General features: G+C 71.5%; 16 protein-coding genes and 1 tRNA gene. 12 read left to right on the top strand and 5 right to left on the bottom strand.

What is annotated here, in order from left to right; genetic code table 11:
• Positions 1-2 precede the first annotated feature (2 nt).
• A complete protein-coding gene (locus OG811_RS07370) occupies positions 3-1,049 on the bottom strand; it encodes a glucose 1-dehydrogenase (protein ID WP_406072914.1) in 1,047 nt (348 codons plus the stop codon).
• 118 nt (positions 1,050-1,167) lie between these two features.
• Here OG811_RS07370 and OG811_RS07365 point away from each other — a divergent pair, with 118 nt between their 5' ends.
• Complete coding sequence (locus OG811_RS07365) at positions 1,168-1,971, top strand: NADH-quinone oxidoreductase subunit C (protein ID WP_406072913.1); 804 nt, start codon at positions 1,168-1,170, stop codon at positions 1,969-1,971.
• Positions 1,971-2,933, top strand: a complete 963-nt coding sequence (locus tag OG811_RS07360; protein ID WP_406072912.1) for an NADH-quinone oxidoreductase subunit H — start codon at positions 1,971-1,973, stop codon at positions 2,931-2,933. Before OG811_RS07365 ends, OG811_RS07360 begins: the two co-directional genes overlap by 1 nt.
• A gap of 8 nt (positions 2,934-2,941) precedes the next feature.
• Here OG811_RS07360 and OG811_RS07355 read toward each other — a convergent pair whose 3' ends face one another.
• The gene (locus OG811_RS07355; RefSeq protein WP_406072911.1) at positions 2,942-3,961 is read right to left on the bottom strand and encodes a glutathione S-transferase family protein; all 1,020 of its coding nucleotides are present in this window, start codon (positions 3,959-3,961) and stop codon (positions 2,942-2,944) included.
• 89 nt (positions 3,962-4,050) lie between these two features.
• On the opposite strand from OG811_RS07355, the gene OG811_RS07350 reads away from it, so the two are divergent.
• The gene (locus tag OG811_RS07350) at positions 4,051-4,479 is read left to right on the top strand and encodes an ester cyclase (protein ID WP_406072910.1); all 429 of its coding nucleotides are present in this window, start codon (positions 4,051-4,053) and stop codon (positions 4,477-4,479) included.
• Here the strand turns inward: OG811_RS07350 and OG811_RS07345 are convergent.
• On the bottom strand, positions 4,460-5,035 hold the full coding sequence (locus OG811_RS07345; protein ID WP_406072909.1) for a Uma2 family endonuclease: 576 nt from the start codon (positions 5,033-5,035) through the stop codon (positions 4,460-4,462). The two genes, OG811_RS07350 and OG811_RS07345, sit on opposite strands and share 20 nt — an antisense overlap.
• A 95-nt stretch (positions 5,036-5,130) precedes the next feature.
• Between OG811_RS07345 and OG811_RS07340 the strand changes: the two genes are divergently transcribed.
• The 8 genes from OG811_RS07340 (at position 5,131) to OG811_RS07305 (ending at position 14,205) form a co-directional block, all read left to right on the top strand.
• Entirely contained in the window at positions 5,131-5,754 is a 624-nt protein-coding gene (locus tag OG811_RS07340; protein WP_406072908.1) for a NuoI/complex I 23 kDa subunit family protein, read from the top strand.
• A gap of 28 nt (positions 5,755-5,782) precedes the next feature.
• The gene (locus tag OG811_RS07335) at positions 5,783-6,340 is read left to right on the top strand and encodes an NADH-quinone oxidoreductase subunit J (protein ID WP_406072907.1); all 558 of its coding nucleotides are present in this window, start codon (positions 5,783-5,785) and stop codon (positions 6,338-6,340) included.
• Positions 6,337-6,699: an NADH-quinone oxidoreductase subunit NuoK gene (gene nuoK, locus OG811_RS07330; RefSeq protein ID WP_272613638.1), complete on the top strand. Its 363-nt coding sequence runs from the start codon at positions 6,337-6,339 to the stop codon at positions 6,697-6,699. The genes OG811_RS07335 and nuoK overlap by 4 nt, the downstream gene beginning before the upstream one ends.
• Positions 6,696-8,633, top strand: a complete 1,938-nt coding sequence (locus tag OG811_RS07325) for an NADH-quinone oxidoreductase subunit L (RefSeq protein ID WP_406072906.1) — start codon at positions 6,696-6,698, stop codon at positions 8,631-8,633. Before nuoK ends, OG811_RS07325 begins: the two co-directional genes overlap by 4 nt.
• Positions 8,634-8,748: 115 nt before the next feature.
• On the top strand, positions 8,749-10,257 hold the full coding sequence (locus tag OG811_RS07320; protein WP_406072905.1) for a NuoM family protein: 1,509 nt from the start codon (positions 8,749-8,751) through the stop codon (positions 10,255-10,257).
• Positions 10,258-10,312: 55 nt separating this feature from the next.
• Positions 10,313-11,803, top strand: coding sequence for an NADH-quinone oxidoreductase subunit N (locus OG811_RS07315; protein WP_406072904.1), 1,491 nt, complete (start codon positions 10,313-10,315; stop codon positions 11,801-11,803).
• A gap of 121 nt (positions 11,804-11,924) precedes the next feature.
• Complete coding sequence (gene htpX, locus OG811_RS07310) at positions 11,925-12,800, top strand: zinc metalloprotease HtpX (RefSeq protein WP_406072903.1); 876 nt, start codon at positions 11,925-11,927, stop codon at positions 12,798-12,800.
• Positions 12,801-12,945: 145 nt separating this feature from the next.
• Positions 12,946-14,205 (top strand): MFS transporter, encoded by a 1,260-nt coding sequence (locus tag OG811_RS07305; RefSeq protein WP_406072902.1) that lies wholly within the window; start codon positions 12,946-12,948, stop codon positions 14,203-14,205.
• A gap of 312 nt (positions 14,206-14,517) precedes the next feature.
• Here the strand turns inward: OG811_RS07305 and OG811_RS07300 are convergent, their stop codons facing one another.
• Entirely contained in the window at positions 14,518-15,408 is an 891-nt protein-coding gene (locus OG811_RS07300) for a GNAT family N-acetyltransferase (protein WP_406072901.1), read from the bottom strand.
• Between the two features lie 206 nt (positions 15,409-15,614).
• Positions 15,615-16,109 carry a YajQ family cyclic di-GMP-binding protein gene (locus OG811_RS07295; protein WP_088950253.1) on the bottom strand — a complete coding sequence of 165 codons (495 nt, stop codon included), beginning with the start codon at positions 16,107-16,109 and terminating at the stop codon, positions 15,615-15,617.
• 147 nt (positions 16,110-16,256) lie between these two features.
• On the opposite strand from OG811_RS07295, the gene OG811_RS07290 reads away from it, so the two are divergent.
• Positions 16,257-16,340: transfer RNA gene (locus OG811_RS07290), tRNA-Tyr, on the top strand.
• The last annotated feature ends 951 nt before the right edge of the window (positions 16,341-17,291 follow it).

Raw genomic sequence — 17,291 nt, 5'->3', positions numbered from 1 at the left:
GCTCAGGTCGCGAACTCCAGCACCACCTTGATGTCGTCCGGCCCGGAGGTGTACGCGTCGGCGTACGCCTCCACCGGCACCCGCCGGGTGATCAGCGAGCCGAGCCAGCCCTGGTCGGCGCGGGTGAGCGCATCCGCGGCGAGATCCCAGTGCCGGCGGTTGGCGTTCACCGAGCCGAACACCACGTTGTTCTCCAGGACCAGAGCCCGGTTGAGCGCACCGGCGTCGAAGTCGATGCTCCGGCCGCCGCTGGACACCCCGGCCAGGCAGACGATCCCGGTCGGGGCAGCCTTGCACATGACGTCGAGGACCACCGTGGGTGCGCCGGTGCACTCGACCACCACGTCCGGGTCGAAGGGCAGGTCGTTGACCGGCACCGAGTGGTACGTGGCACCGAGCGCGGCGACCAGCTCCGGCTTCGGGCCCTCGGTCGCCCGGTCCAGCACGTGGACGGCGAGCCCACGCTGGGTGGCGAGCAGCGCGGCCAGCAGACCGATCGGCCCGGCCCCGGTCACCAGGACCGTCTGGGGTTGCCACTCGGCCCGGTGCCCCATCCGCTCGATGTGGTCCCAGGCCTTGGCGACGACGCTGGTCGGTTCGAGCAGCACGCCGACCCGCGACAGCGCCGGGTCGAGCCCGACCGCGAAGCGGGGTTGGATCCGCCACCGGTCACGGGCGAAGCCGGGCAACCCCTTGATGCCGTGCTCGGTGAACTGCCCGTTGCGGCACATGTCCCACTCGCCGACCGCGCAGTTGGAGCAGGGCACCGGGTCCGGATGCCGGACCACCCCGGCCACCAGGTCACCGGGTTGCAGGGTGCCGGTCGGGTCCTCCACGACCCGGCCCAACGACTCGTGCCCGATGACCAGGCGGTCCGCACCCGGCGGTGCCTCGCCGTACTCCCCGTCGATGATCTCGTGGTCGGTGCCGCAGATCCCGACCGCCAGCGCCTCGACCAGGATCGAGCCCTCCTCGGTAGCCGGCTCCGGCTGATCTTCGACGAGGCGCAGCGAATTGGCGATCCCGGGTGTCACAGTCACAGCGCGCACGCCCTCATCTTTCCCTGCCGAGGGCTACGCCGCGCCCAAAGCCGGCAGATCGCTGGGCATCGGTGGCCGGAGGGCGCGGGTCGGGCCCGCACCGGCGGGACGTCCTAGGATCAGCGGCATGACTCCCGAAGAGGTCGGCGCTCGGCTGGTCGCGCTGCTCGCGCCGGTTGAGGCGACCCCGTCGGTCTCCGGCGGGCAACGGTTCGCCCGTGCCACCGTCGATGTGCCGCCGGAGAGTTGGGTGACCGCTGTTCGTGCCGCCCGCGACGACGCCGCCTTGGCCTGCGACTTCTTCGACTGGCTCTCCGCGGTCGACGAGCTGGCCGAGGGTTTCGACGTGGTGGCGCACCTCTGGTCGACGCGGCTGCGGCACGGTGTGCTGCTGCGTACCCGGTTGTCGCGCGGTGCGCCGACGGTCGCCTCGGTGGTCGACGTCTACCCGGGTGCCGCCTGGCACGAGCGGGAGACGCACGAGATGTTCGGCATCGACTTCGCCGGTCACGGGGAGCTGCTGCCGTTGTTGCTGCCGCCGGAGTTCGAGGGCCACCCGCTGCGTAAGGAGTTCGTGCTCGCCTCCCGGGTGGCCAAGCCCTGGCCGGGTGCGAAGGAGCCGGGCGAGTCGGAGGCCGGCGGAGGGCGCCGACCGATCCGCCCGCCGGGCGTTCCCGCTCCGGGCGAGTGGGGGACCACGCCCACCCCGGCCGGCGCGGGTGGCGTGGGCGAGGGCCCGCGCGGCGGCACCCCGGCCAGGCCGGCCGGTGAGCGTCCGGCGCGGCCCGCCCCGGGGGCCCGTCCGGCGCGTACTCCCCGGTCTGTCGCGGCCGACGACGGCCCGGCCGCGCCCGAGCAGCCCGCGCCCGGCCCGGTCGCGGACCCGCCGGCCCGCGGTGACCACACCGACGACGACGGGGGTACGACCTGATGCCGCTCTGGGTGGAGCTGGTGCTGCGGGTGGGCGGGGTGTTGGTCGCGTTCCTCACCCTGCCGTTGCTGGTGGGCCAGACCGAGCACAAGGTGATGGCGCACATGCAGGGCCGGCTCGGCCCGATGTACGCGGGCGGCTTCCACGGCTGGGCCCAGTTGGTCGCGGACGGGGTCAAGTTCGTGCAGAAGGAGGACATCACACCGCGCGAGGCGGACCGGACGGTGTTCCGGCTGGCCCCGGCGGTGGCCCTGGTGCCCTACCTGCTGGTGCTGCTGGTCATCCCGCTCGGCCCGAACGACCTGGTCGGGCAACCGTTGGACATCGGCTTGTTCTTCGTGCTGGCCGTGGTCGGTGTCGGGGTCGTGGCGGTGCTGATGTCGGCGTGGGCGTCGGCCAACAAATACAGCCTGCTCGGTGGGCTGCGTGGGGCCGCCCAGTTGCTCGGTTACGAGCTGCCGTTGGTGCTGGCCGCCGCCTCGGTGGCGATGGCGGCGGGCACGCTCAGCCTCTCCGGCATCGTCGAGGCGTGGCAGCCGTGGTGGCTGCTCTGGCAGGCACCCGCGATGATCATCTTCTTCGTCGCGGGGCTGGCCGAGATCCGCCGGCCGCCGTTCGACATGCCGGTGGCCGACTCGGAGCTGGTCTTCGGCTACATGACCGAATACACGGGTCTGCGTTTCGCGTTCTTCCTGCTCGCCGAATACGTCGGCATCGTGGTGATCGCCGCGCTGACCACGGTGTTGTTCCTCGGCGGGTGGCAGGGCCCGTTCGCCGACGAGCAGTTGGGCTGGCTCTGGACACTGCTCAAGATCTTCGCCGTGTCCTTCGTGATCATCTGGCTCCGGGTGTCCTACCCCCGGTTGCGCGAGGACCAGTTGCAACGGCTCTGCTGGCTGGTGCTGGTGCCCGCAGCACTCGGGCAACTGGTCCTCACGGCGGCGGTCCGCATCGCTCTGTAGACAGCCGCTCAGCGCAGCGGGGTGTGTGCGGGGTCGACGGGCTCGGCCGGCGGCGGGGGCGGGGTGCCGTCGCCGAAGGGGCGGCCACCCAGGGCTTCCCTACCGTGCGGGGTGATCCAGTCGGACAGGTCGGGGCCGAGCGGCACGATCCCGGTCGGGTTGATGTCGCGGTGCACCTCGTAGTAGTGCCGCTTGATGTGGTCGAAGTCGGTGGTGTCACCGAATCCGGGCGTCTGGAACAGGTCCCGGGCGTACGCCCACAGCACCGGCATCTCGCTCAGTTTCTGCCGGTTGCACTTGAAGTGGCCGTGGTAGACGGGGTCGAAGCGGGCCAGCGTGGTGAACAGCCGCACGTCGGCCTCGGTGATGGTGTCGCCGACCAGGTAGCGCTGGTCGGTCAGCCGCTCCGTCAACCAGTCCAGCCGGTCGAAGAGGCGGTGGTACGCCTTGTCGTACGCCTCCTGGCTGCCGGCGAAACCACAGCGGTAGACGCCGTTGTTGACGTCCCGGAAGACCACGGCGTTGACCTCGTCGATCTGCGCCCGCAGGTGCTCGGGGTAGAGCTGCGGGGCGCCGTCGCGGTGGTACGCGCCCCACTGCGTGGACAGGTCGAGGCTCATCTGCGCGTAGTCGTTGGTCACCACCTGCCCGGTCGGCACGTCCACGATCGCCGGCACGGTGATGCCGCGCTCGTAGCCCGGGAAGCGCTTGAAGTACGCCTCCTGGATGCGCTCGATGCCGAGCACCGGGTCCCGCCCGCCCGGGTCGAGGTCGAAGGTCCAGCTCCGGGCGTCGTGGGTCGGGCCGGCCACCGCCATCGAGATGGCGTCCTCCAGGCCGAGCAGCCGTCGCACGATGATCAGACGGTTGGCCCACGGGCAGGCCCGACTGACCACCAGCCGGTACCGGCCCGGCTCCACCGGGTACCCGTCGCGCCCGTCCTCGGTGATCCGAGTGGCGATGTACCGCTGGTCGCGGGTGAACTCGCTGCCCGGCTCGACGTACTTCCCGCCTGTTTCCTCGCCCACGTCACCCTCCCGGTGTGGTCAGTGTCTCTACCCCATCCTCACGGATCTACCGCGCACCGATGCGCGGTGGTCCCGACTACCCTGCCGTCATGACGGATGTGGAGGCCGCGGCCCGGCGGTTCATCGCTGATGTGTGGAACGCACGCCGGGAGGAGTCGGCGTACGAGTTGATCGCCGAGGAGTGCCCGGGGCTGGGCGGCACCGGGCCGGAGGCGACGCTGGCCTGGCACCGCGAGCGGCGGGCGGCCTTCCCGGACCTGCGCTACAAGATCGTGGACGTGGTGGCGGCCGGCGAGCGGGTGGCCGTGCACTGGCGCGCGGCCGGCACCCACGCCGGGCAGTTCGGGCCGGTGCCCCCGACCGGGCAGGTGGTCAGCTACTCCGGTGCGACGTTCCTACGCTTCGACGCGGCGGGCCGGATCGTCGAGGTGTGGAGCTGCAACGAGCTGTTCCAGTTGCTCCAGCAGCTCGGCGTCGAGATGCTGCCACCGACCGTCGTCAGTGGGCCCGGGGCGTGATCCGGCTGATCGGCAGATTGATCGGAAAGGGCTCGCCGGTGTCGACGAACTTCGTCCACCGCCCGGTCTCGGCGTAGACCTCGTTGACCGCGTCGATCCGGTAGGTCACGACCTCCAGCGCGCCACCCTCCGTCTCGATCCGCCAGTAGAAGGGGATGCCGGCCTGGGCGTACAGCGCCGGCTTCAACACCCGGTCGATCGAGCGGGTGCTCGGTGAGACGATCTCGATGGCAACGACCACCTCGTGCGGCTCGTACTTCGACGGCTCACGAGCTGCCGCGGCCGCCGTGGTGACCAGCACGTCCGGGATGAAGGAGCGGGTGCGGCTGATCCGCACCTCGACCGCCTGGGTGACGTCGTAGCCGTCGGGGCAGTCTTCGTCGAGCGCGGCACCAAGACGCATCGCGATGGTCTGGTGGGTACGGGTGGGGGAGGGGGAAATCAGCAGCACTCCATCGAGCAGTTCCCGGCGGCGGCCATCGTCGGGCAGCGCATCCAGATCGTCAGTCGTCCATCCGCTCTCGGGCGGATAGTCGCTCTGCAGCGCGGCGGTCATGGGCGGGTCCTTCCAGGTGCGTCGTTCTCCCCGCGACCACCGTACCGCCGCAGACCTGTGGGTGGTGGTCGCGCGCGCCGGGGCCACAGGGCAGGATGGTCGACATGACCGACCCCAGCGAGCACGGTGACCCGGCCGGCGCCACCAGTGCGCGTGGCCTGCCCGGCGCGGGCCTGGTGAAGGGGCTGGCGGTCACCCTCAAGACGATGACCAGCCGGTCGACCACCCAGCAGTACCCGGATGTGGCCCCCGACCTGCCGCCCCGTTCGCGTGGCGTGATCGCGCTGTCGGAGGAGAACTGCACGGTCTGCATGCTCTGCGCCCGCGAGTGTCCGGACTGGTGCATCTACATCGACTCGCACAAGGAGGAGGTGGTGGTGCCCGGCGCCACCCGCCCCCGCCAGCGCAACGTGCTCGACAAGTTCGACATCGACTTCTCACTCTGCATGTACTGCGGCATCTGCATCGAGGTCTGCCCGTTCGACGCGCTCTACTGGTCGCCGGAATTCGAGTACGCCGAGTACGACATCAAGGACCTGCTGCACGACAAGGACCACCTCGGTCAGTGGATGGCCACCGTCCCGCCGCCGCCCGCGCACGACCCCAACGGCGAGCCGGCCAAGGAGGAGACGGCCGCCGCGCGCAAGGCGGCTGCCGCCCGTCCGGCCCCTGCATCGGTACGCCCCGAGCCTGACACCGACCCAGGCCCGGCGTCGTGACCGCGCGACGTGAGTCGAGGGCGGCCCGGTGACCGGCGCGGACGTGCTGCTGCTCGCCCTCGGCGCGGTGGCGGTCGGTGCCGGCGTGCTGGTGGTGACCACGAAACACCTGGTCCGCGCGGGGCTCTACCTGGTGGTGTGCCTGGGTGCACTGGCCGGTGACTTCCTGGTGCTCAGCGCCGAGCTGGTGGCCTGGGTGCAGGTGTTGATCTATGTGGGCGCGGTGGTGGTCCTGCTGCTGTTCGCGGTGATGCTCACCCGGGCCCCGATCGGCGCCTCCGACGACCTGGACCGGCCTGGCTGGCCGGCTGCCCTGATCGGTGGCGGCGCCGGGCTGGGGCTGACCGTCCTGCTTGTCGACGCGTACCGCTGGAGCACCGTCGCGCTGCCCGGCCCGGGCACCGCCGAGCGGTTGGGGGAGCAGATCTTCCAATCCTGGGTGCTGCCGTTCGAGGTGCTCTCCGTGCTGCTGCTGTCCGCCCTGGTGGGCGCGGTGGTGCTGTCCCGGCCGGACATCGGCCGACCAGCCCCGCAACGCGGTGGCACGGCAGCACCTGGTGTTGTGGATTCCGGGGTGCGCCGGTGAGGCCGGTCATCCCGTACGTCACCGCGGCGCTGCTGTTCGGGCTCGGCGTCTACGGCGTGCTGCGCCGACGCAACGCGGTGCTGGTGCTGATGTCGGTCGAGTTGATGCTCAACGCGGTCAACCTGATCCTCGTCACCGCGGACACCACCGCCCGCGCCGTGCTACCGCACTCGGGGCAGGTCTTCGCGCTGTTCGTCATCGTCCTCGCCGCCGCCGAGATCGGGGTGGGGCTGGCGATCGTCCTGCAGCTCTACCGGCTGCGGGCCACCGTGGCGGTGGATGACGTGCCGCTGACCGAGCCGGCGCAACCCGTCGGCGGGCGAGAGCCGGCCGTCCTGGACACGGAGGCTGGCCGGTGACCGGGCTGCTCGGAGCGCTGCTGCCCGCCGTACCGTTGGTCGCCGGCCTCGCCGGTCTGCTGTTGCCGCCGGCCCCGCCTCAGCCGAACGCGGGTGCGCAGGGCGGTGACCGGGCCCGCCGGGCGGCCGTCGCGCTCGGGGTCACCGGCGCGGCCGGTGCGCTGGCGCTGGCCGTCGCGCTGCTGCTGACGGTCGACGAAGCGACGGAGACGTCGACCACCTGGGTCGACGTCGGCGGGCTGGCGGTGACGCTCGGCGTACGGCTGGACGGCGCCGCCGCGCTGGTCGCGGTGGCGGTCACCACGGTCGCCCTGGCCGTGCAGGTCTACTCGATCGGCTACCTGCGGCGCGGTCCGCACGACGACATCGACGTCGACCACCGCTACCCGCCGTACGCCGCTCAGATCAGCCTCTTCACCGGCGCCATGCTGCTGGTGGTGGTCGCCGGTGACCTGCTCATGTTGCTGGTCGGCTGGGAGGTGATGGGCCTCTGCTCGTACCTGCTCATCGCCCACGACCGCCGACTGCCCGGCGCACCGGCCGCCGCGATGAAGGCGTTCCTGGTGACCCGGGTCGGTGACGTCGGGTTCCTGCTCGGCATCGCGCTGCTGGGCGTGTCGACGGGCAGCTTCCGGATCGCCGACGTGCTCGCCCATGACCACTCCGGGGTGACGTTGACCGCCGCCGGCCTGCTGCTGCTCGCCGGCGTGGCCGGTAAGAGCGCGCAGTTCCCGCTGCACACGTGGCTGCCGGACGCGATGGCCGGCCCGACGCCGATCTCCGCGCTGATCCACGCCGCGACGATGGTCGCCGCCGGGGTGTACGCCGTGGCCCGGCTCTACCCGCTGTTCACGGCCGCACCGGTGACGCTGACCGTGCTGGGGGTGCTCGGCGCGATCACACTGCTGCTCGGCGCGCTCGCCGCCACCGCACAGGACGACATCAAGCGGGTGCTGGCCTGGTCGACCGTGTCCCAGTTGGGCTACATGACGGGCGCGCTGGCGGTCGGCTCACCGTCGGCGGCGCTGTTCCACCTGCTCACCCACGCCGCGTTCAAGGCGTTGCTGTTCCTCGCCGCCGGTGCGGTGATCCACGCGGTCGGCACCACCCTGATGTCGGAGATGGGCGGGCTGCGGCGAAGCATGCCGGTGACGTTCTGGTGCACGGTGGTGGGCCTGGGCGCGCTGGCCGGGGTGCCACCGTTGGCCGGCTTCTGGAGCAAGGACAGCGTACTGACGGTGGCCGAAGCCGCCGCCCTGGACGGCACCGGTCCGGTGCCGTCCTGGGTGGGCTGGCTGGTGTGGCTGGCCGGGTTGGCCGGTGTGGCGATCACCGCCTGGTATGCCGGTCGGCTGTTGCTGCGCACCTTCTTCGGCGCTCCCCGCCTGCCGCTGGTCCGGCCGCACGATCCGCCGGCGTTGCTGCGCTGGCCGGTGCTGCTGCTGGCCGTGCCGGCCGCGCTGCTCGGTCTGGCCGGGTTCGTCGGGGTGTTCGCCGACCGCCTGCGGTTCCCCACCGTGCCGGTGGCAGGCTCCGAGGACGGCCTGGTCCACGTGGGGCCGGAGGTGCTGCTGCCGCTCGCGTTGCTGCTGGTCGGCGCCGGGCTTGTCACGCTGGGCTGGCGTCGGGACCCGGCCGCCGACCCGGCGGTCGCGCTGGGTGCGCTGCGGCCGGTCTTCGCCCGCGCGTTCCGGCTCGACGACGTCCAGCACACCCTTGTCGTACGCCCCGTCCGCGCACTGGCCCGCGCCGCGCGCACCGGTGACGAGGTGGTGGTGGACGGCGCGGTCGAGGGCAGCGGGCGCGCCGCGTCCGGTCTGGGCGCCGGTCTGGCCGCGCTGCACCGAGCGGCGCTGCCCCGGGCCGCCGCCGGCGTGCTGGCCGGCGCGCTGCTGATCGGGCTGGCCGCCGCCGTGATTGGCGTGGCCCGGTGAGCGCGAGGAGTGAGCCGGTCTTGCGAGCCCCGCAGTCGCGAACGAAGGTGGGCTTCGTGAGCGCGAGGAGTGAGCCGGTCTTGCGAGCCCCGCAGTCGCGAACGAAGGCGGTCCAGTGACGTTTGGGCAGGTGTTGCTTGTCGCTGTGCTGGCGGTGCCGGCGCTCGGCGCGGTCGCGGTGGCGGTGACGCCCCGGGACCGGGCGGCCCGGCTGGTCGGCACGGTCGCGGCGGCGCTGACCCTGCTGGCCGCGGTGCCGCTGGTGTTCGGCGGTCGGGGCTGGTTCGCCTGGTCGGCCGACGCGCCGGCGGTGCGTCCGTGGCACCAACTGGATCTGCCCTGGGTGCCCGGTCTGGAGTTGCGCTTCCACCTCGGCGTCGACGGCATCTCCTGGCCGCTGGTGGTGTTGACCGCGCTGCTCACCCTGCTCTGCTGCGCGTACACGATGTGGCGGGTGCCGGACGGCGGCAGTGGCCGGGCGCTGGTCGCGCTGCTGTTGGTCGTCGAGGTGGGCATCCTGGGCACCTTCCTCGCCCTGGACCTGGTGCTGTTCTTCCTCTTCTTCGAGGTCGTCCTGCTGCCGATGTATGCGATCATCGCCGGCTGGGGTGGCGCGCAGCGGCGACGGGCGGCCCGCAAGTTCGCGCTCTACACCCTGTTCGGCTCGGTGTTGCTGCTGGTCGGCGTGTACGTCGTGGTCGCTGCCGCCGGCACCGCCGACGTGGTGGCGCTGACCGGTGGCGACGGGTTGTCCAGGGGCACCCAGTTGGCCGCGTTCACCCTGCTCGCGTTGGCGTTCGCGGTGAAGAGCCCGCTGTGGCCGCTGCACTCCTGGCTGCCCGACGCGCACACCCAGGCCCCCACGGTGGGCAGTGTCGTGCTGGCCGGGGTGCTGCTGAAGATGGGCACCTACGGACTGATCCGGGTGGCCGTGGGAGTGGCGCCGGAGGGTGCCCGTTGGGCGGCGCCGGTGCTCGGCGTGCTGGCCGTCGCCGCGATCCTGATCGGTTCGCTGGTCTGCCTGGCTCAGGCCGACGTGAAGCGGCTGATCGCGTACTCGAGCGTGGGGCACATGGGCTTCGTGCTGCTGGGCGTCGCCACGCTGACCGCCACCGGCATCCAGGCGGCGTTGATCGGCAACGTCGCGCACGGGGTGATCACCGGCCTGCTGTTCTTCCTGGCGGGTGCGGTGAAGGACCGGACCGGCACGGGCACTCTCGCCGAGCTGTCCGGGCTGCGGGAGACCGCGCCTCGGCTGGCTGGTCTGTTCGCGTTCGCGGCGATCGCGTCGCTCGGCCTGCCCGGGTTGGCCGGCTTCTGGGGCGAGGCGTTCGCGGTGATCGCGGCCATTCAGGTTGGCGGTCCGCTCTGGACCACCCTCGGGGTGCTGGCCGCGGTCGGCGGAGCGCTCACCGCCGCGTACTTCCTGCGGCTGTTGCGTCAGGTCACCCACAACCGGCCGAGCCCCGCCGTCGGGCGGGTCGGCTCTGGCCTGGCCGGTGCGGAGTTGACCGCCTGGGTGCCGCTGGTGCTGCTGGCGTTGGCCATCGGGCTGGCCCCGGCGCTGGTCCTCGGCGTCGCCGAGGCCCCCGTCGACGCCCTGATTGGGGTGGTCTCCCCGTGATCGCGAGAGGTGCGGCGAAGCGGAGCCCCGCAGTCGCGAACAGAGGCAGGCGCACATGAACGTCGTGCAGAGCGTGGACAGCGTCGCGCTGCTGCCGGCCTACCTGGCTGCCGGCACCGCCGTTCTCGTGCTCCTCACCGACCTGCTCCTGGCCCGGCCACGGGCCACGATCGTGGTGGCCGCGCTCGGCGCGCTCGGCACCGTCGCCGGCGCCGCTCTGGTCGGCGCGGCTGGGGAGCGGCGGACGTTCTGCGTCGGCCCCGACTGCTCCTGGATCTTCGGTGGCCGCGCCGCTCTTGTCGCCGCGGTGGTGGCGCTGCTCACCCTGGGCGTGCTCGGGCTGTCCGTGCCCGCGCTGCTGGCCGGGCGGTCGCCGGTGGGGGAATACTGCTTCCTGCTGGCCTGCTCGATGACCGGCGGCGTGGTGCTCGGCGCGGCCGGCGACCTGATCACCCTGATCGTCGCTCTGGAGACGCTGACCCTGCCGCTGTACGCGCTGGTCGGTCTGCGCCGGGGGAGCCTCGCCAGCGCAGAGGCGGCGGTGACCTTCTTCGTGGTCAGCGTGGTGGCGACCACCCTGACTCTGCTTGGCGCGGCGCTGCTGTACGCGGTGACCGGTGGGCTGCACCTGGACCGGCTCAGCGCGCTGCTCGCCGAGCGGCCGGAGCTGCGGGACCTGCCGCTGACCACCGCCGCGGTGGCGGTGCTGCTGGTCGGGCTGGCTTTCAAGGTGGCGGCGGTGCCGTTCCACGCCTGGGCGCCGGCCACCTACGACGGCGCGCCGCTGCCGGTGGCCGCGTACCTGTCCACGGCGTCGAAGCTGGGCGGCCTGGTCGCTCTGCTCGCCGTGGTGCAGCGGGCGCTGCCGGCGGATCAGACCGGCCCGGTGCTCGCCCTGCTCGCGGTGCTCACCATGACCGTCGGCAACCTGGTCGCCCTGCGCCAGCGGCGTACGGTCCGGCTGCTCGCGTGGTCGTCCGTCGCGCAGGCCGGTTACATCCTCGCCCCGCTGGGAGCGTTGGCGCTGGCCGCCGGCCGTACCGACGAGGCGCGATCCGCCGCATACGCCGCCGTAATGGCGTACGCCGTCTTCTTCGTGGTGTTGGAGCTGGCCGCGTTCGCCGGGGTGACGGCGCTGCGCCCGGCGGGTGCGGACGGTGGCATGCTCGACGACCTGCGCGGGATCGCCCGCCGGCACCCGTGGCGGGCTGCGGCGTTCGGTCTCGCGCTGGTGGGTCTTGCCGGCCTGCCGCCGGGGCTGGCCGGCCTGTTCGCGAAGGTGACCGTGGTGCGGGCGCTGCTGGACGGTGGGGCGGCCTGGCTGGCGCTGGTGGTGGCGCTGAACGCGGTGATCGGGCTGGCCTACTACCTGCGGGTGGCCGCCGCACTCTGGGCGCCTACGCCCCTCGCCGCCCCGGCGGATGTCGGCGGTGCGACGGCCGTACCGGTGGTGGGTGTGGTGGGCGTGGTGCTGGCGGTGGCGACGGTGGCCGCCGTGGTGCTCGGCGTCGCCCCGCAGTTGGTGCTCGACCTGGCCGGTCGCTGACCGCACAGAGGTCGACCCGGCAGTCTCAGTGAACTCTCAGCGTTGAGACGGATGGTTGACGGGTACCGGGTTGTTGGACCGGTCAGCGGATCCCGGCGATCCGTGCACCGAAGGAGAGATCGTGCACCACAACCGTTTGAAGACCGCAGCGCTGCTTGGCCTGCTCAGCGCCCTGATCCTCGCGGTGGGCTACTGGTTCGGCGGCAGCGGGGGTCTCGTCATCGCTGTCGTCGTGTCTCTGGTCATGAACGGCGTTTCCTACTTCTACTCCGACAAGATCGCACTACGCTCGATGGGGGCGCAACCGGTCAGCGAGGCACAGTTCCCCGAGCTGTACCGAATGGTGCGGGAGTTGGCTGCCGAGGCCCGGCAGCCGATGCCGCGGCTGTACGTCAGCCCGACCGCGCAGCCCAACGCGTTCGCCACGGGTCGTAACCCGCAGCACGCGGCGGTCTGCGTGACCCAGGGCATCACCGAGATCCTCGACTACCGCGAGCTGCGCGGTGTGATCGGGCACGAGCTGTCACACGTCTACAACCGGGACATCCTGATCTCCAGCGTGGCGGCTGGCCTGGCCAGCATCATCACCCTGCTGGCGAACCTTGCCTTCTTCATCCCACTGGGCGGTGGGGACGACGAGGACCGGCCCAACCCGGCTGTGCTGCTGCTCACCCTGATCCTGGGCCCGATCGCGGCCAGCATCATCCAGTTGGCGATCAGCCGGAGCCGTGAGTTCCAGGCCGACGCCTCGGGCGCTGAGTTGAGCCGTGACCCGTTGGCTCTGGCCAGCGCACTTCGCAAGATCGATGCGGTGGCTCGACGTCGGCCGTTGCCGGCCCAGGGCCAGCTCACCAGCACGGCGCACCTCATGATCGCCAACCCGTTCCGGGGCGGTGGCATGTCCGCGCTCTTCGCCACCCACCCGAAGATGGAGGACCGCGTCGCCCGGCTGGAGCAGATGGCCGCCAACGCGGGGCCGGTGCAGTTCCAGCGCTGACCCGCTGATTCACGCCTCCGCCCGTACCCCGGTCGTATCCGGGTACGGGCGGAGTGCTGTGTCGGTCGCGATATCCGGTTCTGCCCGCCAACCACGCGGCTTAGGGTCGTAACGGCTAACGCTCATTACATCCTTTGGAGGTTCGGTGGCCGCGCTGCGTCAGTACCTGGGTGTCTGGCGGGTCCCCGGCGCCCCGATGTTGCTGGTCACCGGCATCATCGGGCGGCTCGGGATCGGTATGACCCCGCTGGCGCTGCTCCTGGTGGTCGAACAGGTGACCGGGCGGTACGCGCTCGCCGCCGTCGCGGGCGGGATCTACGCCATCGCCGGTGCCGCGATCAGCCCGGTGGCCGGGCGGATCGCCGACCGGGTCGGCCCGAGCCCGGTCCTGCTGGTCACCGCCGTCGCGCATCCGCTGGCGCTCATCGGGCTGCTGCTGGCCAGCCGGTCGGGCAACGACGCCCTGGCCGCCATCTACCTGGCCGCCGGTGTCGCCGGTGCGACGTACCCGCCGCTCACCGCCGCCATCCGCGGGGCCTGGAACGAGCTGACCGGCCCCAACTCCGGCCGGTACGCCCTGCGCAACACCGCACTGGCCGCGGAGACCTCACTGTTCGAGATCGTCTTCGTGCTCGGCCCGCTGCTCGTGGCCGGTTTCGTCATCTTCGCGGACGCTGCCGCCGCGCTCATCGGGGCGGCCGTGGTCACCCTGGTCGGCACCACCGCCGTGGCCCTCGGCCGGGTGATGCGCGGCTGGCGCCCGCACCCGCGCGAGCACCACGCGCGAGGGCTCGGCCCGCTGCGGGTCCCCGGCTTCCCGGCCCTGCTCTTCTGCGTGGCCGGGCTCGGCATCGCCTTCGGCGCCGCCGGTGTCACCGTCCCGGCCTACGCCGGCAACTCCGCCACCGACGACCCGGAGAGCCTGGCCGGGATCCTGCTGGCGGTCTGGGGGATCGGCAGCGCCGCTGGCGGGTTCTGGTTCGGCGCCCGGAAGCCGGCACCGAACATGACCCGGCAATTCGCCCTGCTGCTCGGTGCGCTGGCCGGCACCTTCGTGGTGTTCGCGCTGATGCCCACCCCGCTGGCGTTGGGGGTCGCCTTGGTCGTCGGCGGGGCCACCATCGCGCCCGCACTGACCCTGGAGAACACCCTGGTCGGTCGGATCGCCCCGGCTGGCATGCTGAACGAGGCGTACACCTGGGTGGTCACCGTGGCGGTGGCGGCGAGCGCCGCCGGCGGCTCGGTGGCCGGCCTGATCGTGGATCACGCCGGTGGCGTCCCGTGGGCGTTCCTGTTCGCCGGGGCGGCGGTCGCCGTCGGGGCCGCGGTCGCGGCGCTGCCCGCCGGGCCCATCGCCCGCGCGGAAAGCACGGCGGTACGCACCGAACAGCCCGTCACCGTCTGACCCGTCAGCCCTGATCCACTCGGGCGTGATCCACTCGAATTCCTTGATGTCGGGGTATCCCCGTCTGGCGGACACCTCGACATCAAGGAACCCGAGCCTCGCTCGTACCCTCGGCTCATGGCCAAGGTCCTGTACTCGGCGACAGCGTCGCTGCTGGCCACCGAGGCCGCCAGACACTGCCAGTGACTTGACGACACCCTGATCGAGACCGACCCAGCCCGACGCCGGGGTCAATCTGTGGTGGTCAGCCACGAGCATGATCCTCCCCGACACGGCCAGCGCACCGCGCGGCCAGACACCTTCGCCCGGTGTTCACCGGGAACCGCGGCGCAGATCGGCCACCTCAGCTGATGGCGTGAAGCCGGCCGAGGCGTAGGTAGCGACGGCGCCGACGTTGGCACTCTCCACGCACACACTCGCGCTGGACGAACCCATGTCGCGAAGGACCGCAGCGGCGGCAAGCGTGATCGCCGTGCCGTAACCATGGCCTCGGTGACTGCGGTGGACGCCCATCGGTTCCAGCAGTCCTGGCCGCCCCGGGCCGGCTGACCACACAGCCGCCACTGCCACGGCGTCGTCGTTCTCGTCGAATGCGGCGAGGCAGCGTGCGTCACCGTAGAACGGGCCACCAACCATGGCGAGCCAACGTCCGACCGTGCGGCGTCGGTCGGCATCGGTGAAGGGCGACCCGCGGAACGCGGACCAGTGGACGGCGACCCACACCTCGGCGCGATCGGGCTCGATCGTCTCGACGCGCAGACCGCAGTCCTCCACCGGGCCCGAGAGACTGCGGTGGAACGTTGTCCACGGCTCATCCCGCTCCCAACCCCGCTTCAGCAGCAACTGGGTGAGGAACTCCGCACCTCGGGCTTCGACGGTCGCGCTGTCGGGAGCCAGGACACCACGCGCCGGATCGTCCAGATCAGCGGCGAGCCGGCGGGCCAGTGCCTCGTCATCACGCCAGTTGGGAGCGACGGCCATGCGCACCAGCTCGGGGCCGTCCAGCAGCCCGATCGCGAGAACCTCCCCGTCGCACGACCACATCCGGATGGCAGCGGCCGTAGCCTCGGCACCACGTAACGAGTGCCAGCCGAGATCGCCGGAATGCAGATGCAGCGGTCCCCCGTCGTACTGCCACCCCTTGAGCGCGTCCACCGCTTGGGACAGCTCAGCAACGCTCGGGGTGCTCAAAGTGATGCTCATGGCGCACCCAAACCCAAAGAGTGGCCTGGCACCATCGATTTTGTAGGGAGCCGGCGCTCTCGTCACGGTTCGCCGAATGCCTGTGTCCAGGCCGTCACCAGGCCGTCGAAAGCCGATCCGGAACGACGAAGGACGACCACTGGTGACGACGTCTGCCCAGGCGAAGCAGCGTGGCCGACGCGATGACCAGGTCGGCCGGGGCTGCGTTACCTGTAGTTGTTGAACTGGAGAGCGACGCCGAAGTCCTCGCCCTTGAGCAGCGAGATGACCGCCTGCAGGTCGTCCCTCTTCTTGCCGGTGACCCGCAACTGGTCGCCCTGGATCTGCGCCTGCACGCCCTTGGGGCCCTCGTCCCGGATCTTCTTGCTGATCGCCTTGGCCTTGTCCGTCTCGATGCCCTGGATCACCTTGCAGTCGATCTTGAAAATCTTGCCGGACGGGCGCGGCTCGCCAGCGTCCAGCGACTTCAGCGAGATGTTCCGCTTGACCAGCTTCTCCTTGAACACGTCCAGAGCGGCGAGGACCCGCTCCTCAGTCTCCGCCTGAAGGCCGATCGCCTCCTCGCCGGACCAGGAGATCTCCGCGCCGGTGCCGCGGAAGTCGAACCGCGTCGCGAGCTCCTTCTCCGCCTGCCGAAGGGCGTTGTCGACCTCCTGACGGTCAACCTTGCTCACAATGTCGAACGACGGGTTCGCTGCCATGTTTCTGCTCCTGCTGTCCGGCGGACTGGGCCTGCCGTCGGCCGCCGACCAGCGGCACGACCCCCTGACCGTACCCGGTTGCGCTGGTGCCGGGGCGAGCCGCTATCCTTGCTTCCGCTGCCGCGTTACGACGCGGTGGGGTGCCCTGGCGGGTTGCCCGAGCGGCCAATGGGAGCGGACTGTAAATCCGTCGCGAAAGCTTCAGAGGTTCGAATCCTCTACCCGCCACCAGGTGCAGACACGGCCCCTGACCAGCAGAGATGCTGATCGGGGGCCGGTGTCGTTTGTCTGGCCGGGTCCGGCTGGGTCCAGCCTGTGACGACTGGTTGTGGGCAGATGGTGGGCAGGTCGATCTTGCCTCTCAGTGCTCCGTTGGGGGCTGCGAATCGCCCGTGCTCCGGGAGTTGCCGGCCCGGCGTGATCGCACTTGGAGCACCGGCTGAGGCTGCCGCGGGCTTAGCTGGCTGCGTAGGTAGCTCGGGGGCAAGCCAGTCCCGGGGTTGGACTGGCGCGGCAGTCGGAAGCCCTCGCCCTCGATCAGGTCGACCTGCCGGCTTCCGTGCCGCCTGGCCGTGGTCGTGCTGCGTCTGGATCAGTGGAGTTCGGGGCGGCGGTCCGGCGGCAGTCGGTGGCTCTCCGCCCCGGCGCCGGAGGCGGCCGGGGCGGCTTGCCGCCGGCCGGCTCACCGCCCGCGCCGCGCGGAGCGCGGCGCCTTGATCCAGAACAGAGAAATTCGGCAGCGAGGCGAATCACCGGCCTGTCCTCCGTGGGCTGATGTGCGACACGCGTCCGCCAGGTGATCTGCGACGGTGGTCGGTTTCGGCTCTCTGGGCCCGACGTCTCCGCAGGGCGTCGGGACTCGGGGGAGGCCGGGATTGGCGCTGGTTGCCTTGTCGATTGTTGAGCAACGGTTGGACGCGGTCCGTGCGGTGTTGGCCGGGTCGGATGTGACAGAGGTAGCGGCCAACTGCGGGGGTGCATCGGTCGACGGTGCATCGGTGTGGCGACGGAGAGGCGGCGGATGGCGGCTTGTCCTGGCTCGACGGCTTCTATCTGTGCCGTGTCCGATATCGGCTATCCGATCGGTCCCTGCCCCGCCGCTGCAGCGCTCCTGGCTGCGGTCGACCCCATAGGTGGCCATGCGACAACGGAGACTTGTCGAGCCGGAGGGTCCCCCCGGCC

This window comes from Micromonospora sp. NBC_01638, from assembly GCF_045209745.1.
Lineage (GTDB): Bacteria > Actinomycetota > Actinomycetes > Mycobacteriales > Micromonosporaceae > Micromonospora.
The sequence above is the reverse complement of the archived record's forward strand: the minus strand, read 5'-3'. Positions and strand labels throughout refer to the sequence as shown.

Excerpts from the sequence above, each read along its gene's own strand:
- OG811_RS07345 (WP_406072909.1), bottom strand. The coding sequence starts at position 5,035 with ATGACCGCCGCGCTGCAGAGCGACTATCCGCCCGAGAGCGGATGGACG.
- OG811_RS07315 (WP_406072904.1), top strand. The coding sequence starts at position 10,313 with ATGAACGTCGTGCAGAGCGTGGACAGCGTCGCGCTGCTGCCGGCCTAC.
- OG811_RS07360 (WP_406072912.1), top strand. The coding sequence starts at position 1,971 with ATGCCGCTCTGGGTGGAGCTGGTGCTGCGGGTGGGCGGGGTGTTGGTC.
- OG811_RS07300 (WP_406072901.1), bottom strand. The coding sequence starts at position 15,408 with ATGAGCATCACTTTGAGCACCCCGAGCGTTGCTGAGCTGTCCCAAGCG.
- OG811_RS07340 (WP_406072908.1), top strand. The coding sequence starts at position 5,131 with ATGGTCGACATGACCGACCCCAGCGAGCACGGTGACCCGGCCGGCGCC.
- OG811_RS07295 (WP_088950253.1), bottom strand. The coding sequence starts at position 16,109 with ATGGCAGCGAACCCGTCGTTCGACATTGTGAGCAAGGTTGACCGTCAG.
- OG811_RS07365 (WP_406072913.1), top strand. The coding sequence starts at position 1,168 with ATGACTCCCGAAGAGGTCGGCGCTCGGCTGGTCGCGCTGCTCGCGCCG.
- OG811_RS07350 (WP_406072910.1), top strand. The coding sequence starts at position 4,051 with ATGACGGATGTGGAGGCCGCGGCCCGGCGGTTCATCGCTGATGTGTGG.